This window comes from Enterococcus sp. DIV2385 (genome assembly GCF_051711925.1).
Classification (GTDB): domain Bacteria; phylum Bacillota; class Bacilli; order Lactobacillales; family Enterococcaceae; genus Enterococcus; species Enterococcus faecalis.
This window is the reverse complement of the sequence record NZ_JBIONV010000001.1, coordinates 362,620-389,143: the sequence shown is the minus strand read 5'-3', so window position 1 is coordinate 389,143 and position 26,524 is coordinate 362,620. Positions and strand designations below refer to the sequence as shown.

The 26,524-nt window shown below is 36.9% G+C and carries 25 protein-coding genes, 1 tRNA gene and 1 other annotated feature; of the genes, 8 read left to right on the top strand and 18 right to left on the bottom strand.

The features are described 5' to 3' along the window. Nucleotides 1–69 precede the first annotated feature (69 nt). On the bottom strand, nucleotides 70–1,083 hold the full coding sequence (locus tag IGM04_RS01960) for a lipoate--protein ligase (protein WP_086317635.1): 1,014 nt from the start codon (nucleotides 1,081–1,083) through the stop codon (nucleotides 70–72). A 187-nt stretch (nucleotides 1,084–1,270) separates the two neighbouring features. Next, nucleotides 1,271–1,888 carry a nitroreductase family protein gene (locus IGM04_RS01955; protein WP_002355466.1) on the bottom strand — a complete coding sequence of 206 codons (618 nt, stop codon included), beginning with the start codon at nucleotides 1,886–1,888 and terminating at the stop codon, nucleotides 1,271–1,273. Nucleotides 1,889–1,999: 111 nt separating this feature from the next. Between IGM04_RS01955 and IGM04_RS01950 the strand changes: the two genes are divergently transcribed. Then, on the top strand, nucleotides 2,000–2,347 hold the full coding sequence (locus IGM04_RS01950; RefSeq protein WP_002355464.1) for a winged helix-turn-helix transcriptional regulator: 348 nt from the start codon (nucleotides 2,000–2,002) through the stop codon (nucleotides 2,345–2,347). Nucleotides 2,348–2,360: 13 nt separating this feature from the next. On the opposite strand, the gene IGM04_RS01945 is transcribed toward IGM04_RS01950, so the two are convergent. Together IGM04_RS01945 and IGM04_RS01940 are read right to left on the bottom strand one after the other, a co-directional pair. Then, nucleotides 2,361–3,320, bottom strand: coding sequence for a GDP-mannose 4,6-dehydratase (locus IGM04_RS01945; RefSeq protein ID WP_086317634.1), 960 nt, complete (start codon nucleotides 3,318–3,320; stop codon nucleotides 2,361–2,363). A 20-nt stretch (nucleotides 3,321–3,340) separates the two neighbouring features. After that, nucleotides 3,341–4,309 (bottom strand): TDT family transporter, encoded by a 969-nt coding sequence (locus tag IGM04_RS01940; RefSeq protein ID WP_002355462.1) that lies wholly within the window; start codon nucleotides 4,307–4,309, stop codon nucleotides 3,341–3,343. A gap of 141 nt (nucleotides 4,310–4,450) precedes the next feature. Here IGM04_RS01940 and IGM04_RS01935 point away from each other — a divergent pair, with 141 nt between their 5' ends. Beyond that, nucleotides 4,451–5,278: a LysR family transcriptional regulator gene (locus tag IGM04_RS01935; protein ID WP_002355461.1), complete on the top strand. Its 828-nt coding sequence runs from the start codon at nucleotides 4,451–4,453 to the stop codon at nucleotides 5,276–5,278. 46 nt (nucleotides 5,279–5,324) lie between these two features. Here the strand turns inward: IGM04_RS01935 and IGM04_RS01930 are convergent, their stop codons facing one another. Both IGM04_RS01930 and IGM04_RS01925 read right to left on the bottom strand, forming a co-directional pair. Continuing rightward, nucleotides 5,325–5,735: a DUF4809 family protein gene (locus tag IGM04_RS01930; protein WP_002370887.1), complete on the bottom strand. Its 411-nt coding sequence runs from the start codon at nucleotides 5,733–5,735 to the stop codon at nucleotides 5,325–5,327. Between the two features lie 15 nt (nucleotides 5,736–5,750). After that, a complete protein-coding gene (locus IGM04_RS01925; protein WP_086317633.1) occupies nucleotides 5,751–6,113 on the bottom strand; it encodes a DUF4809 family protein in 363 nt (120 codons plus the stop codon). Nucleotides 6,114–6,280: 167 nt separating this feature from the next. Between IGM04_RS01925 and IGM04_RS01920 the strand changes: the two genes are divergently transcribed. The 3 genes from IGM04_RS01920 (at nucleotide 6,281) to IGM04_RS01910 (ending at nucleotide 8,460) form a co-directional block, all read left to right on the top strand. After that, nucleotides 6,281–7,234: an L-lactate dehydrogenase gene (locus IGM04_RS01920; protein ID WP_086317632.1), complete on the top strand. Its 954-nt coding sequence runs from the start codon at nucleotides 6,281–6,283 to the stop codon at nucleotides 7,232–7,234. A 131-nt stretch (nucleotides 7,235–7,365) separates the two neighbouring features. Then, the gene (locus IGM04_RS01915) at nucleotides 7,366–7,872 is read left to right on the top strand and encodes a phosphatidylglycerophosphatase A family protein (RefSeq protein WP_002355457.1); all 507 of its coding nucleotides are present in this window, start codon (nucleotides 7,366–7,368) and stop codon (nucleotides 7,870–7,872) included. A gap of 138 nt (nucleotides 7,873–8,010) precedes the next feature. After that, nucleotides 8,011–8,460 (top strand): YehR family lipoprotein, encoded by a 450-nt coding sequence (locus IGM04_RS01910; RefSeq protein WP_086317631.1) that lies wholly within the window; start codon nucleotides 8,011–8,013, stop codon nucleotides 8,458–8,460. Nucleotides 8,461–8,510: 50 nt separating this feature from the next. Here the strand turns inward: IGM04_RS01910 and IGM04_RS01905 are convergent, their stop codons facing one another. The 12 genes from IGM04_RS01905 to IGM04_RS01850 all read right to left on the bottom strand — a co-directional run bounded on the left by IGM04_RS01905 (nucleotide 8,511) and on the right by IGM04_RS01850 (nucleotide 23,241). After that, nucleotides 8,511–9,428 carry a hypothetical protein gene (locus IGM04_RS01905; RefSeq protein ID WP_086317630.1) on the bottom strand — a complete coding sequence of 306 codons (918 nt, stop codon included), beginning with the start codon at nucleotides 9,426–9,428 and terminating at the stop codon, nucleotides 8,511–8,513. 355 nt (nucleotides 9,429–9,783) lie between these two features. After that, the gene (gene nhaC, locus IGM04_RS01900; RefSeq protein WP_002363118.1) at nucleotides 9,784–11,190 is read right to left on the bottom strand and encodes a Na+/H+ antiporter NhaC; all 1,407 of its coding nucleotides are present in this window, start codon (nucleotides 11,188–11,190) and stop codon (nucleotides 9,784–9,786) included. 124 nt (nucleotides 11,191–11,314) lie between these two features. After that, nucleotides 11,315–12,733, bottom strand: coding sequence for a tyrosine-tyramine antiporter (gene tyrP, locus IGM04_RS01895; RefSeq protein ID WP_002355453.1), 1,419 nt, complete (start codon nucleotides 12,731–12,733; stop codon nucleotides 11,315–11,317). A gap of 202 nt (nucleotides 12,734–12,935) precedes the next feature. Then, on the bottom strand, nucleotides 12,936–14,798 hold the full coding sequence (tdc, locus tag IGM04_RS01890) for a tyrosine decarboxylase (protein ID WP_002355450.1): 1,863 nt from the start codon (nucleotides 14,796–14,798) through the stop codon (nucleotides 12,936–12,938). A 298-nt stretch (nucleotides 14,799–15,096) separates the two neighbouring features. After that, entirely contained in the window at nucleotides 15,097–16,353 is a 1,257-nt protein-coding gene (gene tyrS, locus IGM04_RS01885) for a tyrosine--tRNA ligase (RefSeq protein WP_002355444.1), read from the bottom strand. A gap of 191 nt (nucleotides 16,354–16,544) precedes the next feature. Then, nucleotides 16,545–16,759 (bottom strand) — a binding site (T-box leader). Between the two features lie 291 nt (nucleotides 16,760–17,050). After that, nucleotides 17,051–18,496, bottom strand: a complete 1,446-nt coding sequence (gene cls / locus IGM04_RS01880; RefSeq protein ID WP_086317629.1) for a cardiolipin synthase — start codon at nucleotides 18,494–18,496, stop codon at nucleotides 17,051–17,053. Between the two features lie 166 nt (nucleotides 18,497–18,662). Next, nucleotides 18,663–19,145, bottom strand: a complete 483-nt coding sequence (locus IGM04_RS01875; RefSeq protein WP_002355441.1) for a VOC family protein — start codon at nucleotides 19,143–19,145, stop codon at nucleotides 18,663–18,665. A 22-nt stretch (nucleotides 19,146–19,167) separates the two neighbouring features. Next, on the bottom strand, nucleotides 19,168–20,043 hold the full coding sequence (locus IGM04_RS01870; protein WP_306297580.1) for an aldo/keto reductase: 876 nt from the start codon (nucleotides 20,041–20,043) through the stop codon (nucleotides 19,168–19,170). 278 nt (nucleotides 20,044–20,321) lie between these two features. Next, a tRNA-Lys gene (locus IGM04_RS01865) sits at nucleotides 20,322–20,395 on the bottom strand. 81 nt (nucleotides 20,396–20,476) lie between these two features. Beyond that, nucleotides 20,477–20,614, bottom strand: coding sequence for a hypothetical protein (locus IGM04_RS01860; protein WP_002355364.1), 138 nt, complete (start codon nucleotides 20,612–20,614; stop codon nucleotides 20,477–20,479). Between the two features lie 6 nt (nucleotides 20,615–20,620). Next, entirely contained in the window at nucleotides 20,621–22,771 is a 2,151-nt protein-coding gene (gene feoB / locus IGM04_RS01855) for a ferrous iron transport protein B (protein ID WP_086317627.1), read from the bottom strand. Next, nucleotides 22,768–23,241: a ferrous iron transport protein A gene (locus IGM04_RS01850; protein ID WP_002387693.1), complete on the bottom strand. Its 474-nt coding sequence runs from the start codon at nucleotides 23,239–23,241 to the stop codon at nucleotides 22,768–22,770. The genes feoB and IGM04_RS01850 overlap by 4 nt, the downstream gene beginning before the upstream one ends. Nucleotides 23,242–23,753: 512 nt before the next feature. Between IGM04_RS01850 and IGM04_RS01845 the strand changes: the two genes are divergently transcribed. Genes IGM04_RS01845 through nrdE form a run of 3 tightly spaced genes read left to right on the top strand, consistent with a single transcriptional unit; the run spans nucleotide 23,754 to nucleotide 26,497 of the window. After that, nucleotides 23,754–23,978 (top strand): redoxin NrdH, encoded by a 225-nt coding sequence (locus IGM04_RS01845; RefSeq protein ID WP_002355360.1) that lies wholly within the window; start codon nucleotides 23,754–23,756, stop codon nucleotides 23,976–23,978. A gap of 1 nt (nucleotide 23,979) precedes the next feature. Then, the gene (nrdI, locus tag IGM04_RS01840) at nucleotides 23,980–24,357 is read left to right on the top strand and encodes a class Ib ribonucleoside-diphosphate reductase assembly flavoprotein NrdI (protein WP_002355359.1); all 378 of its coding nucleotides are present in this window, start codon (nucleotides 23,980–23,982) and stop codon (nucleotides 24,355–24,357) included. Beyond that, complete coding sequence (gene nrdE / locus IGM04_RS01835; RefSeq protein ID WP_086317626.1) at nucleotides 24,338–26,497, top strand: class 1b ribonucleoside-diphosphate reductase subunit alpha; 2,160 nt, start codon at nucleotides 24,338–24,340, stop codon at nucleotides 26,495–26,497. Before nrdI ends, nrdE begins: the two co-directional genes overlap by 20 nt. Nucleotides 26,498–26,524: the final 27 nt, after the last annotated feature.

Genomic DNA, 26,524 nt, shown 5'->3' with positions numbered 1-26,524 from the left:
AAGAGCCAACCATCATTAAATAAACGTGCTGGGACAAAAGATTCTTTAACTTTTGTCCCAGCACGTTTATTAATCCACCAATAAATGAACAAATTCTTCTTTGGTGATATTTACAAAGTAGTCTTCAAAGTTAAACGCTGCTAATGCTTGCCAAATTGATGAATACTGATAGTCCACACCTAATAAAGCCGCAACGATTTCCGCTGTTTCTTTTTTGGCAAAGTAATCACCATAAATCGTTAACTCAATTATTTTACCTTTTTCAACAGTCAAACGTGCATCCACAATGCCGCCTTTAAACTTTTCTTCTTTTTTGATCGTAAATTTAGGCGCTTCACCAAAAATCCAAGCTTCATTGCTATACACTTCAGCGACCAATTTCCTAATTTCCTGTTGATCTGCTTTGGTTAGGACATATTCTTTCTCCGCAATTTCAGTTAGAGATTCGACATCAAAGAGCTCCATCAGTAAACGATTGCGAAATTCCTCGATGGTTAATTGTTGATATTTTTCGTCTAAGTACGGCCGTAAATTGGTTACGCGTCCCCGAACAGATTTTGTCCCTTTTGATTCAATTTTTTTCTTAGAAACAGTTAAAACACGTTGAACTTCTGCCAAATCAACATCATACATCAAGGTACCATGAGTATACATCTTCCCCTTTTTTGTATACATGGCATTGCCAGAAAATTTTTTCCCATCAATTAATAAATCATTGCGACCGCTAATCTCGGCCCCCGTTGCGCCCATTTTATGTAATGCTTCAATAATGGGTTTAGTGAACGCTTTAAAATCCCCAAAAGCTTGATGTCCTTCCTGAACAACAAAACTAAAGCTGACATTCCCGAGATCATCATAAACAGCACCACCGCCCGATAAACGGCGAGTAATAACGATTCCCTTCTCTCTAGCATAAGCTAAGTCAATTTCTTCATAAGCATTTTGATTTCGGCCTAAAATAACACAGGGTTCCTGAATATAGAACAACACTAAGGGCTCTTCAAAAGAGAGAGTGTTTAATAGATAATCTTCCGTTGCTAAATTTTCACGAATATCTCGTGACTGCATTATGACATAACGCATAAGGTCGCCCCACTTCTTTTTCTTCTAGTGTATCACTTTCTTTCAAAATTGGTTCACTAAACGTCTTCTCTGGCCATTCTCAAAAGCGGATGATCAACAAAAAAACGAACGTGGGACAACAATCACTTTGGATGTTTGTTCCACGCTCAAAATCTAATAAACAGCAATTGCAGAACTGTTTAGCTTTTTAATCTAACCAAGTTACTACTTCTGAAACATCTCGTCGGACTGTTTCAAAGCCGGGTGTTTGAGCTTTGCCAATCGGAATAATCAGTCCGTTCACTAAATGGTCCTCAATATTAAATAACTTGCGAACCGCTTCTGTTTCAAACCCAGACATCGCCACCGTATCATAGCCTCGATCTTTTGCAGAAAGCATCAGCTGCATCGCAACTAAGCCTTGGTCTAACATTAGCCACTCTCTTTTTTGTTCTTCGCTAACATCATAGTACCAAGAAACATTTTCATTAATTCCTTGACGAATTTCTTCCGTCATCGTTCCTTGTGCGACAGCTTTAGCACTGATTTCATCTGCATTTGCCACTGTATAAGCAGTCAAATCGCCTAATAAAATAATCACCGCCGCTGCCCCTTTAACTGCTGGTTGTTGCATCGAAACTTCGTAAAGGGCCTCTTTTTGTTCTTTTTCTGTGACAATTAAAAAACGCCATGAATTTAAATTGGTACTATTTGGCGCGAACATCGCTTCCTCAATTATGGCCATTAATTCCTCTTTAGGAATCTCAACATCTGGCATAAAATCCCGAACTGAGCGGCGGCTGCGAACAACATCTTGATACATCATATTTCTTCTTCCTTCCTCTTGCCTTACTTGACATAGTTATTATTACTCACTATGATGGAGAAAAAAAGTACGCACTTTTTATTCACCTAGGAAGAAAAAAGTAACCATTACGTGTCACAAGGAGAAACTATGACAACTGATAAACAAACCAGTATCAACTTAGCCCTTTCCACCATTAACGGCAAATGGAAATTATCATTAATGGATGAATTATTCCAAGGAACCAAGCGCAACGGTGAATTGATGCGTGCGCTCGACGGAATCACTCAGCGCGTCCTGACAGATCGCTTGAGAGAAATGGAAAAAGATGGCCTAGTCCATCGAGAATCCTTTAACGAACTACCCCCGCGTGTGGAATATACGCTCACTCCGGAAGGATATGCTCTTTACGATGCCCTCTCTTCACTTTGCCATTGGGGCGAAACATTTGCACAAAAAAAGGCGAGACTTAACAAATAAGTCTCGTCTTTTTTTATCTATTTTGGGTATTATGGGTAAACTTAAGATATTTTTGAAGTCCTTCTTGAATTGAATAAACGGGTGAAAAACCTAAGCCTTTCAAAGCAGAACTATCTGAAAGAGAATATTTTATATCGCCATCTCGTTCCTTTTGATAAGAAACTGGCAAAGAAAGTCCCACTAATTGGTTCATTTCTTCAATTAATTGATTAAGGGAAATGGCAACTTCGGTACCCACATTATAAACGTGTCCCAACGCTTCACTTTTGGTTGCTACTAAATCTAATGCAGTTAGGACATCCTCAATGTAGATAAAGTCACGTGTTTGCTGACCATCTCCAAATATTTGAAATTGGCTCGCTTGCCCTTGTTCTAACTGGATATAACGATCCATCAAAATGGACAGGACACCAGAATAGGGTGAAGCAGGATTTTGATTGGGACCATAGACGTTAAAGAAGCGAACTGCGCTCGTGGGTACCCCGTGTAAATGGTATTCATTGAGAACATAACGTTCAGCAGCAAACTTATCAATAGCATAGGGACTCAAAGGGCAAATCACCGAAGTTTCTCTTTTAGGCAACGTTGGCTCTGCACCGTAAACGGCTGCCGACGAAGCAAAAACAAAACGTTTGAGCTTTTTTTGATATTTTTTTATTGACTCCAGTATTTTCAATACACTTAAAAAATTGACCTCATGTGTCTCTAGAGGCTGTGCCACAGAACTTGCCACGCTTGCCACGGCCGCAAGATGAAAGATATACTCAAACGAATGCTTTGAAAGTACTTCGTCCAATAATTGCTGATCCGTCACACTTCCTTTAATAAAAACCAACTGCTCAGTTTGTTGCAAATTTGACACTCGCCCCATGGACAAATCATCAATCACAAAAACTTGATACTGTTGACTATAAAAATTAGCCAAATTAGAACCAATAAAGCCAGCTCCTCCAGTAATTAATAGTTTCTTCACCTCTTTGCTTCCTCTCTTTTTTAATTTAATTCCACTTTTTTCGTGTTATTTTCTCTTTGGAATAAAAAAATGCAATATCGAATGAACACATAACTTACAATAGCCACAGCTAATAAGAGTTCAAAAGTAGACAAAATATTTAACAGACTCGTTAGGCCTACCTTTTCTGCAAATAAAGGTTTAACTTTGACTAATGCTGTCGCAGAAATCACTAATGGGAATGTAAAGGCAGCATAACTTGGATAGAATGTCACTTGCATAATTTTATATAGATTCACTACTACAATCCCATAAATACATTGAGATAAAATTAGCAAGAAAACAACTAATGGCATATACAAATGACCACCCATTGAAATATAGCCAGCTAAACATAACGAACCTGGTGCTGTCATAATCGTCAATAAAGGAATGGTCGATTCAGGCATTTCTTTCGACTTCGTAATTCTCTTGATTAAAATTGGTAACAAGAGTAAATAAAAGAACAACGCTACCCAAAAAACAATTTTTCCCAACTCATTGATAAACAATTGAGAAGTATTAGGAATAACGCCAATGCCGACAAACGTAATAAACCAGCTTGGATAAATATGTTCCAGTTCGATTTTTGTTGGAAAAATATGCACCGCTACAAAATAAATCATTAAAATAAAATGTAAAATCACTGCGCCAATCCACAACACGTTAATCCAAGCAGCATTGGTAAATATCCGATCTAAGAAAACACAGATAACCATTAAAGCCATTGTAAATGTTGGTGATACCGAAGCAATAATTGGATCATCTAAGGTGCTTAATGCATGTTTCATTGTAAAAATAATTTTTAAAATAACTAAAATCATTAAGAGACTGCCAAGTACACAATAAATGGTCCCAATTGTTGCATATCCCAAGGAATAAAGTAAATTCCCCAAAGAAACCATCCCTAAAATTAGTCCGCAAATGGGAATCGGGACTTTCCGCAAGAATTTTTTCGCACTTTCTACCATTATGTAGTCACACTCCGTCTTTATTTATTATTATTGATATTAATCAAAAGTATGTTATTATACTAAATGAAATATTTATATTTGTAAAATAAATATTTGCAATACCAACTATTAAGATAGTAAATAGAAAGAGGCGATTTTATGTTCGAATGGATCAAAACATTTATTGCTGTGTATGAAACCAAAAATTTTAGTGCGGCGGCCAAACAATTGTATATTTCTCAGCCAACTGTTTCTTTGCAAATCAAGAAATTAGAGCAACACTTTTCGATCAAGCTGTTCTATCGTAATGGAAAACAATCGGTTATTCCTACCAAAGAAGCTGATTTTTTATATCCAAAAATGCTCTCTATTATTGAAAGCTTAACTACTTCTTTTGCGCAAGCTGCAGAAAAAGAGAATTTTAAAGAAGACTGCATTATAGCCTCTTCAAATACAGTTGCTATTTATTTACTGCCAGATATTATGGAGAGTTTGGTTACCGCTTTTCCACTCATCAACTTTTCGATTCAACTGATGAATTCAAACGAAGTCGTGGATATGGTTCAAAATAATCATGCCCACATTGGACTAATTGAAAAACCCATTGAAACCAAAAATCTACACAAAGAAATTGTTTATGAAGATCAACTAGTTCTAGCAGGAGATGCCGCTTCAAAATTTTGGCTCTTAAGAGAAAAAAACTCTGGCTTACGTTTTTTCAATGAGCTTTATCTCAATGAACACAGCATCAACTTACCAATTATCGAATTAAACAACAACGAAGTCCTATTACAATTGCTAAAAAATAACATTGGGCAATCAATTGTTTCTCGATTATCTATTTCCGATGAGATCCCTTGGCAACCAATTGATCAGTCCTTTGCTTCTCGAAAAATTTTCATTGTCCAGACCGATCACCATGCCAATACTTCCTTCTCTGAAGTTTATAACCGAATCGTTGAAAAAATTCGTGAACGACAAGCCTAAAAAACAGGAAAACGACTTAGCTTTCGCTAAATCGTTTTCCTGTTTTTTATTCATCAGTTTCCTCTACCAATTCAAATTCAAAAGGTTCTAACTCAAATAGTTGGTGTAAAATTTGCTGGGTTTCTTGGAACACTTGTTGTGGCTCTTTAGACAAAAGAGTGCTTTGAATGGTCTGTTTTTTTGATTGAAAAAGAATTCTCGTTTCCTCTTCCTTAAATACAACTTGATGAGTTTCCCTTTCAAACATCGTATATTCTTCGAACATTTCCATAACTAATTTTTGACGAAACCCTTCTTTGAGTGCTAATAAAGTTACTAAATCTGCAACAGTTAGCGTTTCTAACGCAATTGTTTCATCTTCTACATGAACAAGATAATTCGTACACTTCACATTCGGACAGGCATTGCAGCCGCCATTAATCAAGTCTGAGGTAGTTGTTATTTTCACCTGTTTCATCTTAATCCTTCTTTCCTACTTTTCGAGAAAAACACAAGGGGTCTCCTCAAAAATATTCAATAAAATATGATTGACTTCTTGAAAGACTTCTTCGTGATTCCGGCATTGTTTTTCCATTACTAAACGCAGATCATTCACAACAAAAGTCAACGTCGTCGCTTGTTGGGAAACATGTATACAACGGTTGCCTTTAACAAAACATTCTGTTTGTTCTTCAATGCATGGTTCTTTTTGATAGCCATATGCTGAAGCGACACATTCCAGGATTTCGTAGATTTCTATTTTTGGAAGTTCATAGCTACAGCTACCGATAACTAGTTGAAAACAGTTCGGCTGTTTTTCATTATTGCTTGCATAATACACTGTTGTCGTTGTCATTTTGCCTCCTTATCTCCTCTATTTTCCTACTCTTATCATAACAAAAAAAGCACGCTTCCCTTATTTAAATTGTTAATAAAGACTATTACAGATTGGTATAACCACACCTGAAAAGTTCGTGATATAATTCACTAAGAAAGAAATATTACAGAAAGAAGAGATGAACGATGAAAGTATTTAACAAAAAAGTCGCAATTATTGGTACTGGTTTTGTTGGCACAAGTATTGCCTATTCCATGATCAACCAAGGGATTGCGAATGAATTAATCTTAGTTGATATTGACAAAGCCAAATCTGAAGGCGAAGCAATTGACTTATTAGATGGTGTGTCTTGGGGTCAAGAAAATGTAAACGTCTGGGCTGGCGACTATCAAGACTGCCAAGATGCCGATATCGTCGTGATTACAGCTGGCGCTAATCAAAAACCTGGGCAAAGTCGTCTAGATTTGGTTTCAATCAATGCAGAAATTATGAAAACAATTGTTAACAATATCATGAAATCTGGTTTTGATGGAATTTTAGTGATTGCCTCAAATCCTGTCGATGTACTGACTTATGTGGCTTGGCAAGCTTCTGGTTTACCTGTTTCAAGAGTAATTGGAACTGGTACAACTTTGGACACAACTCGTTTCCGCAAAGAACTGTCTCAACGTTTAGCGATTGATCCACGCAATGTTCACGGCTATATTATTGGCGAACACGGGGATTCTGAAGTGGCTGTCTGGTCTCATACCATGATTGGTACCAAACCTATTTTAGAAATTGTGGATACGACAGAGCGCTTAACTAGTGACGATTTACCAATCATTTCTGATAAAGTGAAAAATACAGCTTATGAAATTATCGATCGCAAACAAGCGACCTATTATGGGATTGGTATGAGTACTGCACGCATTGTTAAAGCCATTTTAAATAATGAACAAGCTATTTTACCTGTCTCAGCTTACTTAGATGGGCAATATGGGCAACAAGATGTATTTACAGGGATTCCTGCAATCGTTGGCAATCAAGGTGTGACTGACATTATTGAATTGAATTTGAATGCCGCTGAAAAAGAACTCTTCCAAAAATCAGTGACACAATTAAAACAAGTGATGGCATCGTTACAACCGAACGCTTAGTAATTTTTAACTAAAAATAACACTTCAACTAAATTATTCTCTACCAAAATAGATTCTAATTCCCCTTCATCGTTCTTTTTGGTACCATGAAAGAAGAACTTCAACTAAAGCAGAAATTAGGAGGACAAAAAATGGTAATCCAAGGAGATACGTTAGAAAATAGCGCACGTCGTTTATTGCAAGAACGTGGCGTAACAATGAATGATTTAGCTGAACTTGTGTTATTTTTACAAAAAGATTATATTGACAATTTAACATTAGATACTTGTTTAGAAAGTGTTGATGCCGTGTTAACAAAGCGTGAAGTACACAACGCGATTATTACAGGTGTCCAACTGGATATTCTGGCGGAAGAAAACAAGCTACTTTCACCGTTACAAGAAATTTTAACGGAAGATGAAGGGCTTTATGGCATTGATGAAATTATGGCGCTCTCCATTGTAAATGTTTATGGATCTATCGGTTTTACGAACTATGGGTATATCGACAAGGTAAAACCAGGCATTTTAAAAGAGTTAAATGCGCATGATGGCGAACATGTCCACACATTCTTGGATGATATCGTGGGCGCAATTGCGGCTGCAGCTGCCAGTCGGTTGGCTCACTCACAACCAGATTTAAGTGATATTACTAAATAAAAAACTTGCCTCTTCATTTTTATGAGAAGAGGCAAGTTTTTTATTTGCTGGACTTCTCACAAGCTTTCTACTTAACAGTAATTATTTGCCGTGTTATGTTACAGTCAAGAATAAACAGCTAAAGGAGGTTATCTAGAAATGAAAAAGTTTTTACGCGTATTTTTAATTTTTATTGGGATATTCTTTCTTGCAAGTTGCGGTTCAAAAATAGAGACAAAAACCTTTGTAGGTTCGCCACAAGATGGGATTGATTCCACCTTAACCTATACGTACCAAGGAGATAAAGTCTTAACGCAAACGGCTAAAAACATTGTTTCTTATGACAAATTGGGGATTACAAAAGAAGAGGCAAAAACAGCGTTGGAACCCGTTTCTAAACAATATGAGGACATCAAAGGGCTTGATTACAAACTGACCTATGAGGACAAACAAGCCATCGAAAAATTGACGATTAATTATGAAAAACTTGATTATGATAAAGCCAAAAAAGTGGATGGTCTCCAGATTGATGGAGATTCTTCTAAGGGAATCAGCATGAAGAAAAGCCAAGAATTGGTGGAGTCACAAGGTTATACAGAACAAAAATAATAAAAGAAAGCGTGCGACAATGGCATTGTCGCACGCTTTCTTTTTATTAATTACATTGATGTTGCCATCTTCACTGCTTGAATTGGGTCAAAATGATGGACAGAGTAAACGACTGTACCGGCTTGCCAAACTACTGAGTTGCGATTATAGTCAGTGGTTCCTGCCACGTTCAGTGTGATTTGACCAACGGTATTCGGTGCTGGTAATGTTTCTTGTTCCAAAATGTTGACAACATTTTTCGCTAAATCATCAGGCGATTCACCATTGATATTTGAGGCCCGTACGACTAAACTCCAATTGCCTTCTTGCCAAGATAAGTAACTAGAACCTGCCGCCCCTTGTTTATACCCAGTAATATTGTAACCTAAATCTACTGGTTGACCGCCATTGTCAATGATTTGGTTCACTGCATTTTTTGCTTCGGCATCAGAGCCATATGTTTTTTTCTCAAAAGAACTAATTGGCGTTAACTGATTAACACGTGCATCATTCACTGGAATCGCTTCTTTTTCTGCATAATATAAAACACGGAAATTGTTTTGATCCGCTTGTGATGTTGTCGCTGCAGTTAAAAAGTTATTCGTTTGACTCGTTAAAATTGCCTGCGGTAAGCCTTGACCAGGAAACATGTTTGCTAGCTGGTTAAGCACTTGGTTGGCTTGGTCATCTGGATTCGCATTTTTCGCTGATGATTGCTTCTCTGCTGAGCCATTATTTGCCGCTTCCTTCGTAGAAGAAGCTGTTGCTTTCGAATCAGCTGTCGTTGTTCCTGACGGTTTCGCATCACTAGATTTCGTTGCTGCTTTGCTACTTGATTCTTTTGTAGCAGATGCTTTTGTACTCTCGACTGTGGTACTTTCCGCAACACTGGAACGACTATCCGTATTTTCTGTACTTTTTCCGCCGCCACATGCTGCTAAAGCAAGGGTTAAAAGAAAAGCACTAGAAATAAGCCCTATCTTTTTCATAAGAATTCCTCCTTGTTTTCCCTACCCTTATTGTACCTTAATCATTTGTATCCGTCACTTGTTTGTGTTTCGTTCTAGTTGGTTTAAATAACAGAAAGTGGACGGTAGGATTCGAACCTACACCTCAACATTGAGCAAGAATAAACTACTGTTAGTCTCTATGAGTTTAACACCACGTTCATCCACCTATTTGATTGATCCTTTGTATCATAACTTAGAATAATTAAATTGCCTTTAAGGAGCTTCAAAGATTATATGAAGAATTGTAAAAAATCTGTGACGAAAAAACGATTGAACCAATCAGTAGATACACTGAGGTTCAATCGTAACCAATTGTTTAATTATCTGAAAAAACTCACAATTCAACGTTAGTCCCTGGTGCTTTTTTGTTTTCCCCTTGTTGTTTTTTTAAGAATATCCCCAAAATGACGGTGATAATGGGACAAAGCAATGGGAAAAAGGCATATGGTAAGTATTCTAGTGCACCAACTTTTAACGTTCCCATAATGAAGGTACCACTAACTCCCCAAGGAATTAACGAGTTGACTGCCGCCCCAGCATCTGCCAAAGTACGAGTCAAATATTTTTTATCAATACCTAAACGAGTAAATGAGGATTTAAATGTTTCCCCTGGTAAAATAATTGACAAATATTGTTCGCCAACTAGTAAGTTAATTCCCACAGAACTTAAGGCAGTTAAAGCGATTAATTTGGCTGGATTATTCACATAGCCTTTAATTTTATCAATTAAAGTAGCCACGATGTTAAACTTAATCAACAAGCCGCCCAAACCTAATGCCAAAATAATCAACGCAGCAGAACCTAACATGCTTTCAATCCCACCACGAGATAAAAGTGTATCAATACTTTGATCCCCTGTATCTGCCACATAACCACTCATTAAGATGGTAGAAACTTTCGCTAAACTTAGGTGATGATCATTTATAAAAGCTAAGATGACCGCCACTGTAGAGCCGACTAGTAACGTTGGAATAGCCGGTACCTTTTTCCAGGCGAATAAGAATAAAACCGCTACTGGCAACAATGTAATCGGTGAAATCCAGAATCCTTGATGTAACGTTTGGACCATTGCATCAACCGATTGTAAATCCGCTGAACCAGATTGATGCCCCAAGAAGATATAGCCGACAATCGAAATAATAAACGCCGGAATAACAGTGTACATCATGTTTAGTATATGTTCAAAAAGGTTCACGCCACCAATTCCAGCAGCTAAGTTTGTTGTATCAGATAACGGTGAAATGTTGTTCCCTAAAAAGGCACCTGAAACAACTGCGCCAGCTGTCATCGCATTGTCAAATCCAAGAATATGTCCAATACCTAGAAAGGCAATCCCCATAGTTGAAACAGTTGTAAAGGAGCTCCCTACCGTCACACCAACTAGTGCACAGACCACAAAAACGGTTGGCAAGAAGAACTTCACTGAGATAATTTTAAAACCATAGACCATAATTGTTGGAATCGTCCCAGACAAGATCCAAGTAGCAACTAAGACACCTATCAACAAGAAAATAATAATCGGAATGATCCCTGGTTTAATCCCTTCCACAATGCCTTCGTGGATCTCATCCCAAGAAAATCCTTTCCATTTGCCATAAAGCAACAACAACATGAATACAAAAAGAATCGGTATGTGAGGGGTTAATTTTTGACCAATAATTAAGTACCCGAGAATCGCTAACAAGGCAATCAAAATGCCTAAACTTTCAGCGAACGAAACAGTGGGTTTCGTTGATTTCATATGAAAACCTCCTTTTATGGAAAGCGAAAACTGAAGCAATAATCGAACTTGCTTCAGTTTCCAAACGACAATTTACTATAGTCATCAGGTGAAGAGGCACTCAGCAAAATAATTGCTAGCCTTTTTATTCACCTAAATCTTCTTTTACTTCCGTTGCCCAACTTGCTTTTTTAAAGCGATTAATGATTAACGGAATCACAAACATAACAATAGTGATTAATGCAACTAAGACTGCATCAGTCACGGTTGTTGTACCTAATGTGGCGAAAATAACAATGATAACACTAAAAATTAACATTGCTGCCACTAAATAAGCTAAGCCATTACCTTTTTTACCAATTCGGTAAGGACGTAGTGTATCTGGTTGAGATTTACGTAATTTAATTAGGGAAATCGCAATCAATACATACACAATACTATAAATAATTGTTGTTGCATTTGTTAAAGTTAAGAATACAGCGTTGACATCATCCATTACCCCATAAAGTAATGCGAATAATGAGATAACCACAGATTGTGTTAACACAACGTTACGAGAAACGCCATATTTATTTTCGCGATGGAAGCCAAATTTTGGTGGCAATAAGCCATCACGAGCAACTTGAATAATTGTTTTTGATGGTCCAGTAACCCAAGCAGATAATTGTAATAACACACCTAAGAAGACCATGAAACTAAAGATATTACCAATAATTGTTGGTAAACCTAAAACGTCACAATAAAGCAAAATTGGTTGTGTAATGTTAGACAATTCCATTTTGCCATTCGGAACAATATTAGCAACAAACATTGCATTAATAACGTTTAATAAAACTAAACCAATTAATGAAATGAAAACGCCTTTTGTATAATTCTTTGTTGCATCTTTCAAACGAGGAATATAAACAGAAGACATTTCAATCCCAACAAAGATAAACGCAATCCCTGCTAGATATTTAAATGTGTCCATATTTTCTAAGTTTGGTAAAACTTTTGACCAAGAGAAGGCACCTAAATAGCCGCCAGGTGTTAAGCCTACTTTAATCATTGAAAGAAGACCTAAAACAAACATAACTAATACTGGGATGTAAACACCTAGCCAAACACCAATATTTCCGCCAACTTTCGCCATGTCAAATTTCAAGTTCAAGATTGTAATAATCCAGTAAATCACTAAGATACAACCTAATACGAACCAATGATTTTCACCTAAGTGAACATTACCAAATGTATTACCTAGCAAAGGGCCTAATGTAGAAGCAACCATTACCATTCCTGGGAACATTTGCACCCATAGTAACCAAGCGACAACAAAACCCCATTTGCTACCTAAGGCAGTTTTAACCCAAAGTTGAGGGCCACCTTCTTGAGGAAGCATCGTAGATAATTCACCAGATATCAATGCGATTGGACCAGCAAAGAATAAGACCGCGAAAATTGTGTAAGAAATTAATGTCCAACCAACAGCAGCAAGTGTTGGGATACTACGTACAGTTGCACACAATGCCATTGTTAAACCGATAAAAGTACCTAATTCAATTTTTTTAACTTGTTGTTTATCCAATTTTGTACACTCCTTATAAGATTTTGGATAAGGAGCATGAATGACTGTTATACGCTGAGTAAAACAGTCATTCGACTGCCTCTTACCCAGACAAAGAATTGGTTAAGAGGTTAGCCGTCTGATTGATTTATCTCTTAAATAAATCAATCAGACGAACGTTCCCTCATTCGGTTACCATTTCTTTTTTCCGTTTAAGATTCAATTATTTTACGTCGTAAATTTGTTCTAATTTTTCTTGTAAAGCAGCTTGAATCTTAGGAGCGTAAACATCAAATTCTTCTTTATCGTTCATGTATGGAGTCATTACAGCAGCACGTAACACAGTTACTTTACCTGCACGGTTCCATTCTTCGTCACTAAATCCTAAGCTGTTTACAAATTTTAATGGGCTGTTGCCATAATCTGGAATAGCAAAGTCAGTATGTGAAGTAATGAATTCGTTGTTGTAAATATTTCCTTTAACGTATGATGCATAGTCATATACATCATGGTTTAATTTGTTCATTGCTACTAAATCATCGTTGCCTTTTTCTTTAAACACATAGTCAACCATGTTGAAGTCTGGATGAGTTAATGTGTGGACTTCAATTTCTTTGTCGCCAACTTTGAATGTTAAATCATTCAAGAAGTTATAGAAATGATGTGATCCTTCAATTGAAGCACCAATTAATTTACCATAACCTGCAACGTTTAAAGGTAAAACGTGATGTGCAGCCCATACAGAAGCAGCTGTTGCACCAGCTTTTGAACCTTCCAGGATATAAGCTCCTAGTAACGCAGGAATATCGGCACCTTTTTCAAATACGTAAGTTGCGAAGTAAGAAATAACGTCGCGCATACGGATATCTTGGATAACGATACCACCAGCTGAATAAGGGATATAACCCATTTTATGAGGGTCAATTGTTACTGATTCTGCTAATTCGATTGCTTTATATGCATCATACACTTCTCTTGAAATGTGTTCTTTTTTCTCTTTGAAGACACCGTATTCTTCGTGAACATCTTGTAAATCTTCGTAAGGGATGAAGTTGTTGTCTTCGTCTAAGAAGATGGCACGTCCATAACCACCATAAGCAGCATCAACGTGTACATAATAGTAAATACCGTCTTTCATTAATTCATCGCGTAAAGCAATAATTTTATCGATTGAGTCAACGGCACCTTCTTCAGTAGAACCAACTACACCGACAACACCTAGCACTGGAATTTGTTCTTCTGCTAAGCCACGAACGATTTTTTCTAATTCGTTGATATCCATACGGTAGTTATGGTCAACTGGTACTGGGATAACTTGATCTAAACCGATACCGATAATATCAGCAGCTTTTAACCAAGAATAGTGTTTAGTTTGTGGGACTAACCATTTACCGATTGCTTGTAAATGTTTACCTGAACGAGCTGAATGAGCTTTGATTTCATCAATTTCATCTTCAGCTGATTCTAATAAGTCCATAATTTCTTTTGTTGGCATGTTCAATAGTTCCCAATCTGATTTGCCAGCAACTAATTCTGGTTTTACTTCTTTCATAGCAAATGGTAATGATTTAATGTTACGGGCATACCATAAGCCTTCTAAGTTAGCTAAAGAACCATCAGCAACGATGTGTCCCCAACCATTTTTGTAGCTCATTAAGTGAGCAAATTCATGTCCTACTTCTTCTTCCATTTGAGAAGTTGCTGGAGAAGATTCATAGGCAACGTTGTTCCCGTTCCATAGCATTGCAAAGTTGTAAGCTAATAGAGAAGGCATTAATGTTTCTGAGTTCATATGTCCCCAATATCTACCTGCTGTATGCCATGGAACTGAATGTGTACGCATGCGAGAAGAGATTTCATTCAATACATCTTTCATATGGTTGACAGTTTTTTCGTAGCTTTCAGATGTGCGTTCTTGAGAAGAGATAACTGGCATGTCTTGTGGCATGTAGTTTTGACGCCATCCTAAATGTTCATCTACTAAGTCGATCAACAAGTCTTTATATAATTGTCCGTTTTCGGCTTTGTCCCCAATGAATAGTGCATTAAGGTTCATTTCGCCTTTTGCTAATTTTTCGTTTTTCATACGAAAATTCCTCCTTACAAATTTTAATGAATTAGATTTTGCATTCACAACTTACACCCAAACGGCTAAAGTGTAAAGAAGAAAAATAACAATGGTTATCATAGCTCTTTAATTTTATAATTTTTTCACAAGGTGTCTTGTCAGAACCATTATATAAAAAAATAAGAGTGGGATTGTGTGTACAATCCCACTCTTATTAGGTGTATTAACGGTTTCACCACTACCTGTAAGGAGAAATAGAATTTTAACTTTGATCAAATAATCACACGTCTTCTCTTCGTGAAATTATTATCAATTTCTAATCCATTACTTTTGCTAAAAAGTAATTTTTCTTCCCTTTCCGTACAACAACGAATTTTCCATCGAAATGTTGTGTTGGATCGACTGCAAAATCTAAATCGGTAACTCGGTCACCGTTAATACTTATAGCTCCTCCGCTCACATCTTCGCGAGCTTGACGTTTTGATGGTTCGATTTCTGTGTCAACTAACCAATCTACGATGTTTTTAGCATCTTTGGTAATTTCAACAGTTGGCACATGTTCTAACCCTTGCTCGATTTCCTCAATCGTTAAGTCTTTAATATTGCCTGAGAAAAGAGCTTCTGAAATTTTTTGCGCTTCTTCTAATGCTGCATCATCGTGAACAAATCGTGTCACTTCTTCAGCTAAGCGTCTTTGTGCTTCACGTTTACCTGGTTCTTTTTCAACTTTTTCAGCTAACGCATCGATTTCTTCTTTATCTAAGAAAGTAAAGAATTTCAAGTATTTGATGACATCACGATCATCTTGGTTTAACCAGAATTGGTAGAATTCAAATGGTGAAGTTTTCTTAGGATCTAACCAGATAGCGCCACCCGCTGTTTTCCCAAATTTTGTACCATCTGCTTTTAGCATTAAAGGAATGGTTAACCCGAATACTTTGGCTTCTGGTCCTTCTTTTTTACGAATCAAATCTAATCCTGCAGTGATATTGCCCCATTGATCAGCACCACCAATTTGCAATTGAATATTATGTTTTTTATGCAATGTGTAAAAGTCAATTGATTGAAGAATTTGGTATGTGAATTCTGTAAAGGAAATGCCACTTTCTAAACGACTAGCGACAATGTCTTTTGCCAACATCGTGTTGACATTAAAGTTTTTCCCGTAATCTCTTAAAAAATCTAATAAAGATAGTTCTGATAACCAATCGTAGTTGTTCACCATTGTTACCTCAGCATCTTTACCAAATAATTTTTTCATTTGGTTTGAAAGACTGTCCACATTATGTTGCACAGCTTCCATCGTTTGTAAGACACGTTCGGTTGTTCGTCCACTTGGGTCACCAATTGTTCCAGTTCCGCCACCAATTAAAATGTATGGGTGATGACCTGCTAATTGGAATCGTTTCATCATCATAAAAGGAATTAAATGTCCAATATGCATGCTATCTCCAGTTGGATCGACACCGCAATATAGCGAAATGCTCGTATTTTCTGTAAGTTCTCTTAGTCCTTCTTCGTTTGTTTGTTGATTGATTGCATCACGCCATGCTAGCTCGTCAATGATATTCATGTTATCACCCTCCATATTTATAATTATCTCTTTATAGGAAATCGTTCATTTAAAGAAATAAACGATTAACACACTTGTTTTTACACGATATCCCGTGTTTATTTCTATGTATACACGTGTTCACGAAATTTTCTTTGGTCTGCCACGTATTCAAAAAAAGAATACAAAAAATCCCTAAGCCGTCGAAACGACTTAGGGACGAATTTCTCGTGGTACCACCCAAATTTATACATAGTTTAGTTTATTTAAAATACTATATACCTCTTAACAAATAACGCTGTTACCCGTGCCCTGTAGGCAGAAGCTCAAGAATGTAATTCGATAAATAACGTGTACTAGTTTCCAGCGCCACTAGCTTTCTGTAACAGTGGTTATTTCTCTACTGCTTTTCTGTCATTGCTTTGTATTTAACTTGTACATGTAGCATATTCCTTTTCGTTTTTTTTGTCAACACTCTTTGCTTAATTTTTTTTACTTTTACAAAAGATGTCCCTTTTTCGCAAAAATAAAATAACAAATTAACAATAATATTTATTTGTTTTAACAGCAACTACAGATAAAAAAATAACGAATAAAATTAAAAAATATTCTTTTAAATTTTTTTGACTTTTTTTGTGATTTTCTATACTTTTATAAAATTCCCGAAGAAAAATGACGAACTTCGGATCAGAAGTTCGTCATTTTGTGAAAAACAGTTTTAAAGAATTGGTGAAAATAATCGTGAAATTTGCTGTTTAAAAATCAACCATTTTGACATGTCGCGAACAACTTCTGGAGTCATTGTTGTACATTTTTTTCGATCTTCTAAGAAAATTGCTTCTAATTGATCAATGATTTTTTTATCATATAACACAGCATTTGCTTCAAAGTTTAATTTGTAACTTCGGATATCTTGATTGGCTGAACCAACTGTGCAGACTTCATCATCCATAATCATTGTTTTCGCATGTAAGAAACCACCGTTATAAATTAAAATTTCAATATTTTCTTTCATCAATAAGCGGCCGTAATACTGTGTTGCTCGATAAATAAACGGATGGTCGGGCTTATCTGGAATCATAATTTTAACATCTACTCCTGAAGCCGCAGCAACCTTTAAAGCAGCCAAGACACTATCATCAGGAACTAAATACGGCGTTTGAATCCAGACTCTTTTCTTGGCAGAAGTAATCAATTTAATAAAGGCCAATTTAATTTGTTCACGGTCACTATTAGGACCACTGGCAATCATCTGAATGGATGTATTTGCCTCTGGCACCAACGCTTCAAGTTTAAAGAAATAATCCAATTGATACGCCACACGATTTTTCTCGGGGGAAGAGACGTTCCAATCCATTAAAAAACGCATTTGCAGTAATGAGGCTGCTGGCCCTTGAATCCGTAAATGTGTATCCCGCCAATAGCCAAACTTTTTAGTCGTTCCGGCATATTGATCGGCAACATTAAAGCCGCCAATGTAGCCTACTTTTCCGTCAATAACAACAATTTTCCGGTGATCATGATAATTCAAACGAAACTTCAAAAGTGCTTTTTGAGAAGTAATAAACGTTTGGACAAAACCACCGTTTTTTTTCAATTCATTCAAATGATGAACCTTGGTGCCCTTTGAGCCAAAGGCATCGTAAAGCAACCGCACTTCAACCCCTTCAGCCGCCTTTTCTTCTAATAAGTTCAAAATTTTGGTGCCGATATGATCCGTTACAAAGGCATAATATTCAATATGAATGGAATGCTGAGCTTTTTTTATGTCCGCCATCAACGCATTGAATTTTTCCGTACCATCCGTAAAAATTTCAACATCATTTTTCTTAGTCAGGGGCATCCTATTTAACGAGGAAAAAAAGTCTGTAAACTGTTGTTGCTCCTCCATCGGCATCTTTTGACTATAAAGTTCAAAACTTTCTTCTTGGAAATTCTGAAAATTCTCTAATTCCCGCAAATCACTTTGTTGCAAATAAAATTTCTTTTTGTCGGTTAAACCGCGACCAAAGAATAAATATAAGAAAAAACCAAAAACGGGTAGAGCAATCAGTACGAGTAGCCATGCCCAAATTGCTGCTACATCTCGAGGTTTTAACAAAATGGTAATTCCCGCAATAATTGCATTAATAAAATAAATAACTGTTAAGACGCTAAGAATCAATTGTCTTCCTCCTTTATTTGTTACGTTTTAGTATACCATCAATTACGGATTTGGAATATCTTTTCTTTAGCTGCTTCTGTCTCAAAAAATAAAAAGACCCCCTCATTCTAGTACCAGTAACTAGAATGAGGGGGTCTTTTTGATGTTTGTTTGAAAGTCTTTTAACTTAATTTCGTGTAAATGGACCTTTAGGAGCAATCAATTCTAAATTTGTACCATCTGGATCGGTAAAGTAAGCAACCCCTGTACCAAAACCGCTCTTCAAGCCATCTTCTTCTTGGAATGTAATCGGCTCTCCATCAGGTTCTACGCCAATCGCTCTTAAACGTGCAACAGCTGCATCAATATCTTCCACTTCGAAACACATATGCATTGCACTAATTTGTTCGTTGGAATAAGAAGCTTTTTCTGATTTTGGTTTAACATATTCTAATAAATCAATATTGATGTTTTCTAGATGCACATTGGCATACTTGATTAATGTATCATCTAACCCTTGTGTTTGGGCCATCCGTTTTCCACCAATTTCATCACGATTTGCGATTTTTGTTCCTGTTAATGCTTCATAAAACTTCACTGATTCATCCAAATTACTGACTGTAATCCCCACGTGGTTGACTACTGAAAAACCTTTAACTGCTTCACTCATTGTATCTCCTCCTAGTTAATTTTTAGAAATCAAACGTGTCTGGATCTGGTCCCACACGTAACGATTCATTCAATTGGTTGATTTGTGCCATTTCTTCTGCACTTAGTTCAAAATCAAAGACCGCTGCATTGCTAATCATCCGTTCTTTGTGGACAGATTTCACGGCTAATAAGATATCTTGTTGAATATCCCAACGTAAAATCACTTGGGCTGCTGATTTATTATGGTTCTCAGCAATCGCCAAAATGGTTTCATTAGATAATAATTGGCCTTGCATCAATGGTGACCAAGCTTGGACTTTGATATCATGTTTTTCACAGAAATTACGCACTTCTTTTTGATCCAATTTTGGATGTAGTTCCACTTGGTTAATTACCGGAACAACTTTTGCATAAGAAAGTAAATCTTCTAAATGATGAACTTGGAAGTTGCTGACACCAATTGCTTTCACTTTTCCTTCGGCGTATAAAGTTTCTAAAGCTTGCCATGATTCTTTGTAAGAATTATTTCCTGGCCAATGAATTAAATACAAATCTAAATAATCTAAACCTAAACGTTCCAAACTATCATTGAAAGCTTGAATTGTTTCATCATAGGAAATATGCGCGTTCCAAACTTTCGAGGTAACAAATAAGTCCTCACGGTTCAAACCAGTTGCCGCTAAGCCTGCTTTAATTCCCACTCCTGTGCCAGATTCATTGCCATAGATTTGCGCTGTATCGATTAAACGATAACCATTGATAATCCCTTCTTCGACCACTTTTGCTGTCTCTTCATCTGGTATTTGGAATACCCCGAGACCCATTCCTGGAATTTTAGTGCCGTTGTTTAATGTTACTGTATCTGCTAGTGATGTAATCATTTGATTCGCTCCTTTAACGTTTTCTGATATCATCATATACCGTGCCGTACATGCTGTATAGTACGTACTTTTTCGTTTCATAGGAACCAAAAAGTGCGCTTTTTGTTAAATTCGCTTTTTTAGCCTGAAAAATTTTTAACTTTTTTTATATAACGTACTTTCTCGCTCTTCTAAGCGTAGCATTCTTTAAACGATTTAACTAGTGTATCTCTCACGACACACGACATTTTATGTAAAAAAAGAGAACGCGTACTCCGTCTTCGAAACGTCCTAAGACGCCGACAGAATACCGTTCTCGTGGGTTTGGCACCCAATGGGGGCATAGGGATTCGAACCCTAGACCCTCTGATTAAGAGTCAGATGCTCTAACCAACTGAGCTATGCCCCCGTTGTATAAAATAGCTTTTCAGCTACCTCAATATTGTAGCACTCCGCTATTATTTATACAAGAGGGAATTTTTTTCAGTTGTTATTCTTGTGAAGATTGTTCTTTTTTTACAGGACAAGCTGTTTGACAATCTTCACAACTTTCCCCTTTTTTGATTCGTCGATAGGTGATGATTCCTGCTGTTCCAAAAATTAAAATGGATAAAATAATTGTTGCCATCCGTTATTACCCTCTTTCTAAAGAAGTGATTGCTTGGACACTTTCTTTGCCTGGCTTTGGTTTTCTTATAAGGAAATAAAATCCAGCTAAAACAACACCCATCGCTAAAAAAGTCCCCAGAGTTAGTGTGCCTTTTTCGACTAACACATGGCCCAATTGATAAATCACAAAACTAACCATATAAGCCAAACCGCATTGATAACCAATGGCTCCTAATGTCCATTTGAGGTCTCCCATTTCACGACGAATTGCGCCAATTGCAGCAAAACAAGGTGCACATAATAAGTTAAAAGTTAAGAACGAATAGGCCGCGACTGGCGTAAAGGTGTGTTGCAGTGCGCCCCAGACTTCTACCCCGTTTTCAGAAACATCTTTCACATTGCCAAATAAAATGCCTAAGGTACCAATAATATTTTCTTTCGCTATCAATCCTGTAATTGTGGCAACTGCCCCTTGCCAATTACCCCAACCTAATGGGATAAATAGCACCGCCAACCCTTTACCTAGAAATGCTAGAATACTTTGACTTTCTGGAACGGGTTGAAACGTCACAGAATAATGTGACATGAACCAAATGAGAATACTGGAAACAAAAATAATCGTTCCTGCTTTTTTTACAAATGAGCGACATCGTTCATAGGCATGCCGAACCACACTTCTAAGCTGTGGCAAATGATAGGCGGGAAGTTCCATAATAAATGGTGCTGGATCTCCCGAAAAATGCTTGGTCTTTTTTAAAGCAATCCCTGACAACACAATGGAAGCAACCCCTAAGAAATAAGCAGAGGGCGAGACCCAACTTTGGTTAGGAAAAAATGCACCTGCAATCAGAGCGATAATTGGCAACTTCGCCGAACATGGCATAAAAGTCGTGACCATAATAGTCATTCGCCGATCGCGTTCGTTTTCAATCGTTCGACTAGCCATCACGCCTGGGACCCCACAACCTGTCGCAATTAACATTGGAATAAACGACTTACCAGATAGGCCGAATTTCCGAAACAAGCGATCCATGACAAAGGCAATCCGTGCCATATAGCCACAATCTTCTAAAAAACCTAAACATAAAAACAGGACGGCCAGTTGTGGTAAAAAGCCTAACACAGCCCCAACACCTGCAATGACCCCATCTAAAATTAAACTTTGCATCCATGGCGCTACTTGCCATTGCGCCAACCAATTTCCCACAAATTGAGGAACCCATTCCCCGAAAAAGACATCGTTTAACCAGTCTGTCCCCATTGTACCAACCGTTTGAATAGATAAGTAATAGACCAACCACATCACAAACGCAAAGATTGGCAACGCCAACCACCGATTGGTTACCACTCGGTCAATCTTATCACTGTGAGTAAATGTCATTTCTGTTTTTTTCGTCGCACACAAAGCAATTAATCGAGCAATAAAGGCATAGCGTTCATTAATGATAATCGCTTCACTTTCATCTTGAAAGATTTTTTCAGTAATTTGAATGACTTCTTCAATTTCTTTTTCTTGAAAAGAACTCAATAATAATTGCTCTTTGGTTCGAACATCTCGTTCAAAAAGTTTTAAACTATACCAACGCTGTTGCGTTTCAGGAACAGTATTCCCTAAAATATCAACAATTTCAGCAAGTGCTGCTTCTAAGCGATTATCATAAGAAGGATAAATAACCTCTGTCTCTATGGCATTCGCTCGCTGCTTACTTTGTTTTAAAGCATGATCCAACCCACGATTCTTCAAAGCACTAATCTCAACGACAGGCACGCCTAAGCCATAACTTAACTTTTCACTATTCAATGTTTGGCCGTTTTTTTCCAACAAATCCATCATATTTAACGCACAAACAACCGGTAATCCAGTTTCAATTAATTGTGTTGTTAAATAAAGATTCCGTTCCAAATTGGTCACATCGAGAATATTCAAAATCACTGAAGGTTGGTCCTCCAAAAGATAATCTCGTGCCACAATTTCTTCAGGCGTATAAGGAGAAAGAGAGTAAATCCCTGGCAAATCTTGAATAATGAGTGTCTTATCTTTCTTTGCCACCCCCTCTTTGCGTTCCACAGTCACCCCTGGCCAGTTTCCAACATATTGGTTGGCTCCTGTTAACATATTGAACGTTGTCGTTTTACCGCTATTAGGGTTGCCGGCTAGTGCAATTTGCTGAGTCATTCGCTTTCCTCCTTTTCAACCAAGATTAGTTCCGCTTCACTTTTTCGTAACGTTAGTTCGTAGCCACGTACATTGATTTCAATTGGATCAGCTAAAGGAGCTACTTTACGAATAAAAATTACTGTTCCTTTTGTTAAGCCCATGTCCATCAACCGACGTTTCACCGCTCCTTGTCCGTGGATACCTACTATTGTAGCGCGTTCTCCAACTTTCAAGGTATCTAAGGAGACCCAAACTTTCTCATTCGCCGAGCGCTCCTCCACATGAATCGCTTGTAAAATCGTATCTGTCAGCGCAATTCGACTATTATGTAATAAAACAATACCATTTTGATTCTGATAATTGACAAGGACAACTGCTTGGCCTGCAACGACACCTAAATTGTTCAGATGTTTCTTTGTCTGAATATCTGCTTGGACGCTTTCGACTGTATAGACTTTCCCAACTTCTGCCTGCGCTAACGTAATCATTTACTTTCCTCCATGTGAAAAAGTTTCAAACGAAAATGAGAATCGTTCTCAATTAAAAGAATACGCTTGCTTACACGGAAAGTCAATGAATTTCTGGATGTATCTCCTGTTTTCTTCTATTTTCCTTCTATATAGAGACACTTTTTTCAGGTTACTATTTTTGAAAAAAGTCAGCTCTTGTTTTTTATGTTACTAGCTACTATAAAATTCCACTCATTCAATAACAAATCCGCTTATTTTTTCTTCTTGTGCCTAACTCAAATGTCAACACAATATTTAGTGTTTTTTCACTAAATGTTCTCTTTCAAAATTTTAATTTTTTTGTTTGTCAAACACTGACCAATGTGTTTTTTCTCCTAAAAACGAGGATTCACGTGTTTTCATTTTTCTTTCAAAAACACAAAAACTAGTATTATGAGAAAAACGCACCACAATATATAGTGTTAAAGTGTTGACTTTTTTCTACATAGATTTATACTAGTCTATGTAGAAAAAAAGAGGAGGAACTTTCAATGAACGTAAAAATCTTTTCAAAAAATAACTGTATCCAATGTAAAATGGCGAAACGTTTCCTAAGTGAAAATAACATCGCTTTTGAAGAAATCAATATCGACGCACAACCAGATGCTATCGACTGGTTAAAAGAACAAGGGTTCCAAAGCGTACCGGTAATCACATCTGAAGCAACAACCGTTGTTGGCTTCCGTCCAGACCAATTAAAACAATTGGCTAGCTAAGATGAAACTTGTTTATTTTTCAGTCACCGGTCAAACAAGGCGCTTTATTAAAAAATTGGATTTGCCTGCTTATGAACTTGAGCCAGCGAATCCTTTTTTTGAAATAAATGAGCCTTTTATTCTTGTCATTCCTACCTATGATGCAGAAATTACAGAGGTAGTGAATGACTTTCTTGATTATAAAAGTAATCAAGAACTGTTAGTTGGTGTAGCTGGTGGGGGCAACCGTAATTTTGCTGAATTATTTGTCTATACCGCCAAAGATATTGCCCGCGATTACCACGTTCCGCTTCTATACTCCTTTGAGTTTAGCGGAACAGACGAAGACGTGGAGACCTTTAAGAAAGTAGTGGAAGAAATTGAGTCTAAAAGAAATTAAAGATGTCAGCTATTTCAAACTGAATAACGAGATTAACCGTCCTGTTGATGGTCAAATCCCTTTAAATAAAGATAAAGAAGCACTCGCAGCCTTCTTTAAAGAAAATGTAGAACCGAATACACGTAAATTCAGCTCTGCTGAAGAAAAAATCAACTTTTTAATGAAAGAAGATTTTATTGAAACTGAATTCATCGAAAAATATTCAATGGACTTTATTGAAAAATTATATGCTTTCTTAGATGAACAACATTTCCAATTCAAGTCTTTCATGGCGGCTTATAAATTTTATTCTCAATACGCTTTAAAGAACAACGCCGGAACAGAGTATTTAGAAACATATGAAGATCGGGTTGCCTTTAATGCCTTGTATTTTGCGGATGGCGATGAAGAGTTGGCTTTAACATTGGCGGATGAAATGATCCATCAACGGTATCAACCAGCCACACCTTCTTTCTTAAACGCTGGGCGTAAACGTCGAGGTGAATTGGTTTCTTGTTTCTTAGTTCAAGTAACAGATGATATGAACAGCATTGGGCGTTCAATTAATTCTGCCCTTCAATTATCACGAATCGGCGGCGGCGTAGGAATTATTCTTTCAAACTTACGTGAAGCGGGCGCACCAATCAAAGGTTATGATGGCGCAGCAAGTGGTGTTGTCCCTGTTATGAAATTATTTGAAGATAGCTTTAGCTACTCTAACCAATTAGGTCAACGTCAAGGTGCTGGTGTGGTTTATCTAAACGTCTTCCATCCAGATATTGAAATGTTCTTATCTGCTAAAAAAGAAAACGCTGATGAAAAAATCCGTGTAAAAACGTTGTCTCTTGGTGTTATTGTTCCAGATAAATTTTACGAATTAACACGTAACAACGAAGATATGTATTTATTTAGTCCTTATAGTGTGGAACGTGAATATGGTGTGCCTTATTCCTATGTAGATATTACCAAAGAATATGATAACCTAGTGGCCAATCCAAACATACGTAAACGTAAAATTAAAGCCCGTGACTTAGAAAATGAAATTTCTAAATTACAACAAGAATCTGGCTATCCTTATATCATCAATATTGATACTGCTAACAAAAACAATCCGATTGATGGCAAGATTATCATGAGTAACTTATGTTCTGAAATTCTTCAAGTTCAAACGCCTTCTGTTATTAATGGGAAACAAGAATATGAAGTTTTAGGAACAGATATTAGTTGTAACTTAGGTTCAACTAACATTGTTAATTTAATGGAAAGTCCTGACTTTGGAAAATCTGTCCGCGCTATGACGCGTGCGTTAACTTTTGTAACAGATGCTTCTGAAATTGATGTCGTGCCAACTATCCAAAATGGAAATCGTTTAAGCCATACAATCGGACTAGGCGCAATGGGCTTACACACCTTCTTCGCTAAAAATCATATGGAATACGGCTCTGAAGAATCATTAGACTTTACAGACATTTATTTCATGTTATTAAATTACTGGACTTTAATGGAAAGTAACCAAATTGCGAAAGAACGTAACCAAGTCTTCCATAATTTTGAAAAATCAGATTATGCTTCTGGTGCTTACTTCGATAAATATATTGAAGGCAACTTTACACCAAAATTTGATAAAGTGAAAGAAATTTTTAAAGACATTCAGATTCCAACAGCTGAAGATTGGGCTGCGTTACGCGATGCTGTGAAAAAAGATGGTCTTTATCATCAAAATCGTTTAGCCGTAGCGCCAAATGGTTCAATTTCATATATTAATGATACTAGTGCCAGCATTCATCCAATTACTCGTATGATTGAAGAACGTCAAGAGAAGAAAATTGGTAAGATTTACTATCCAGCGCCTTATTTAGCTAATGATACAATCCCTTACTATACTTCTGCTTACGACATGGATATGCGCAAAGTGATTGATGTCTACGCAACAGCGCAACAACACGTTGATCAAGGAATGAGTTTAACCTTGTTTATGCGTTCAGAAATCCCTGAAGGCTTGTATGAATGGAAAGAAACACCAAAACAAACAACCCGTGACTTAAACATTTTACGTCATTATGCGTTCAACAAAGGGATTAAATCAATTTACTATATTCGTACATTTACAGATGATGCTGAAGAAATTGGCAGCAATCAATGTGAGTCTTGCGTGATTTAATGAAAAGCACTTAAATAAGGCGTTCTG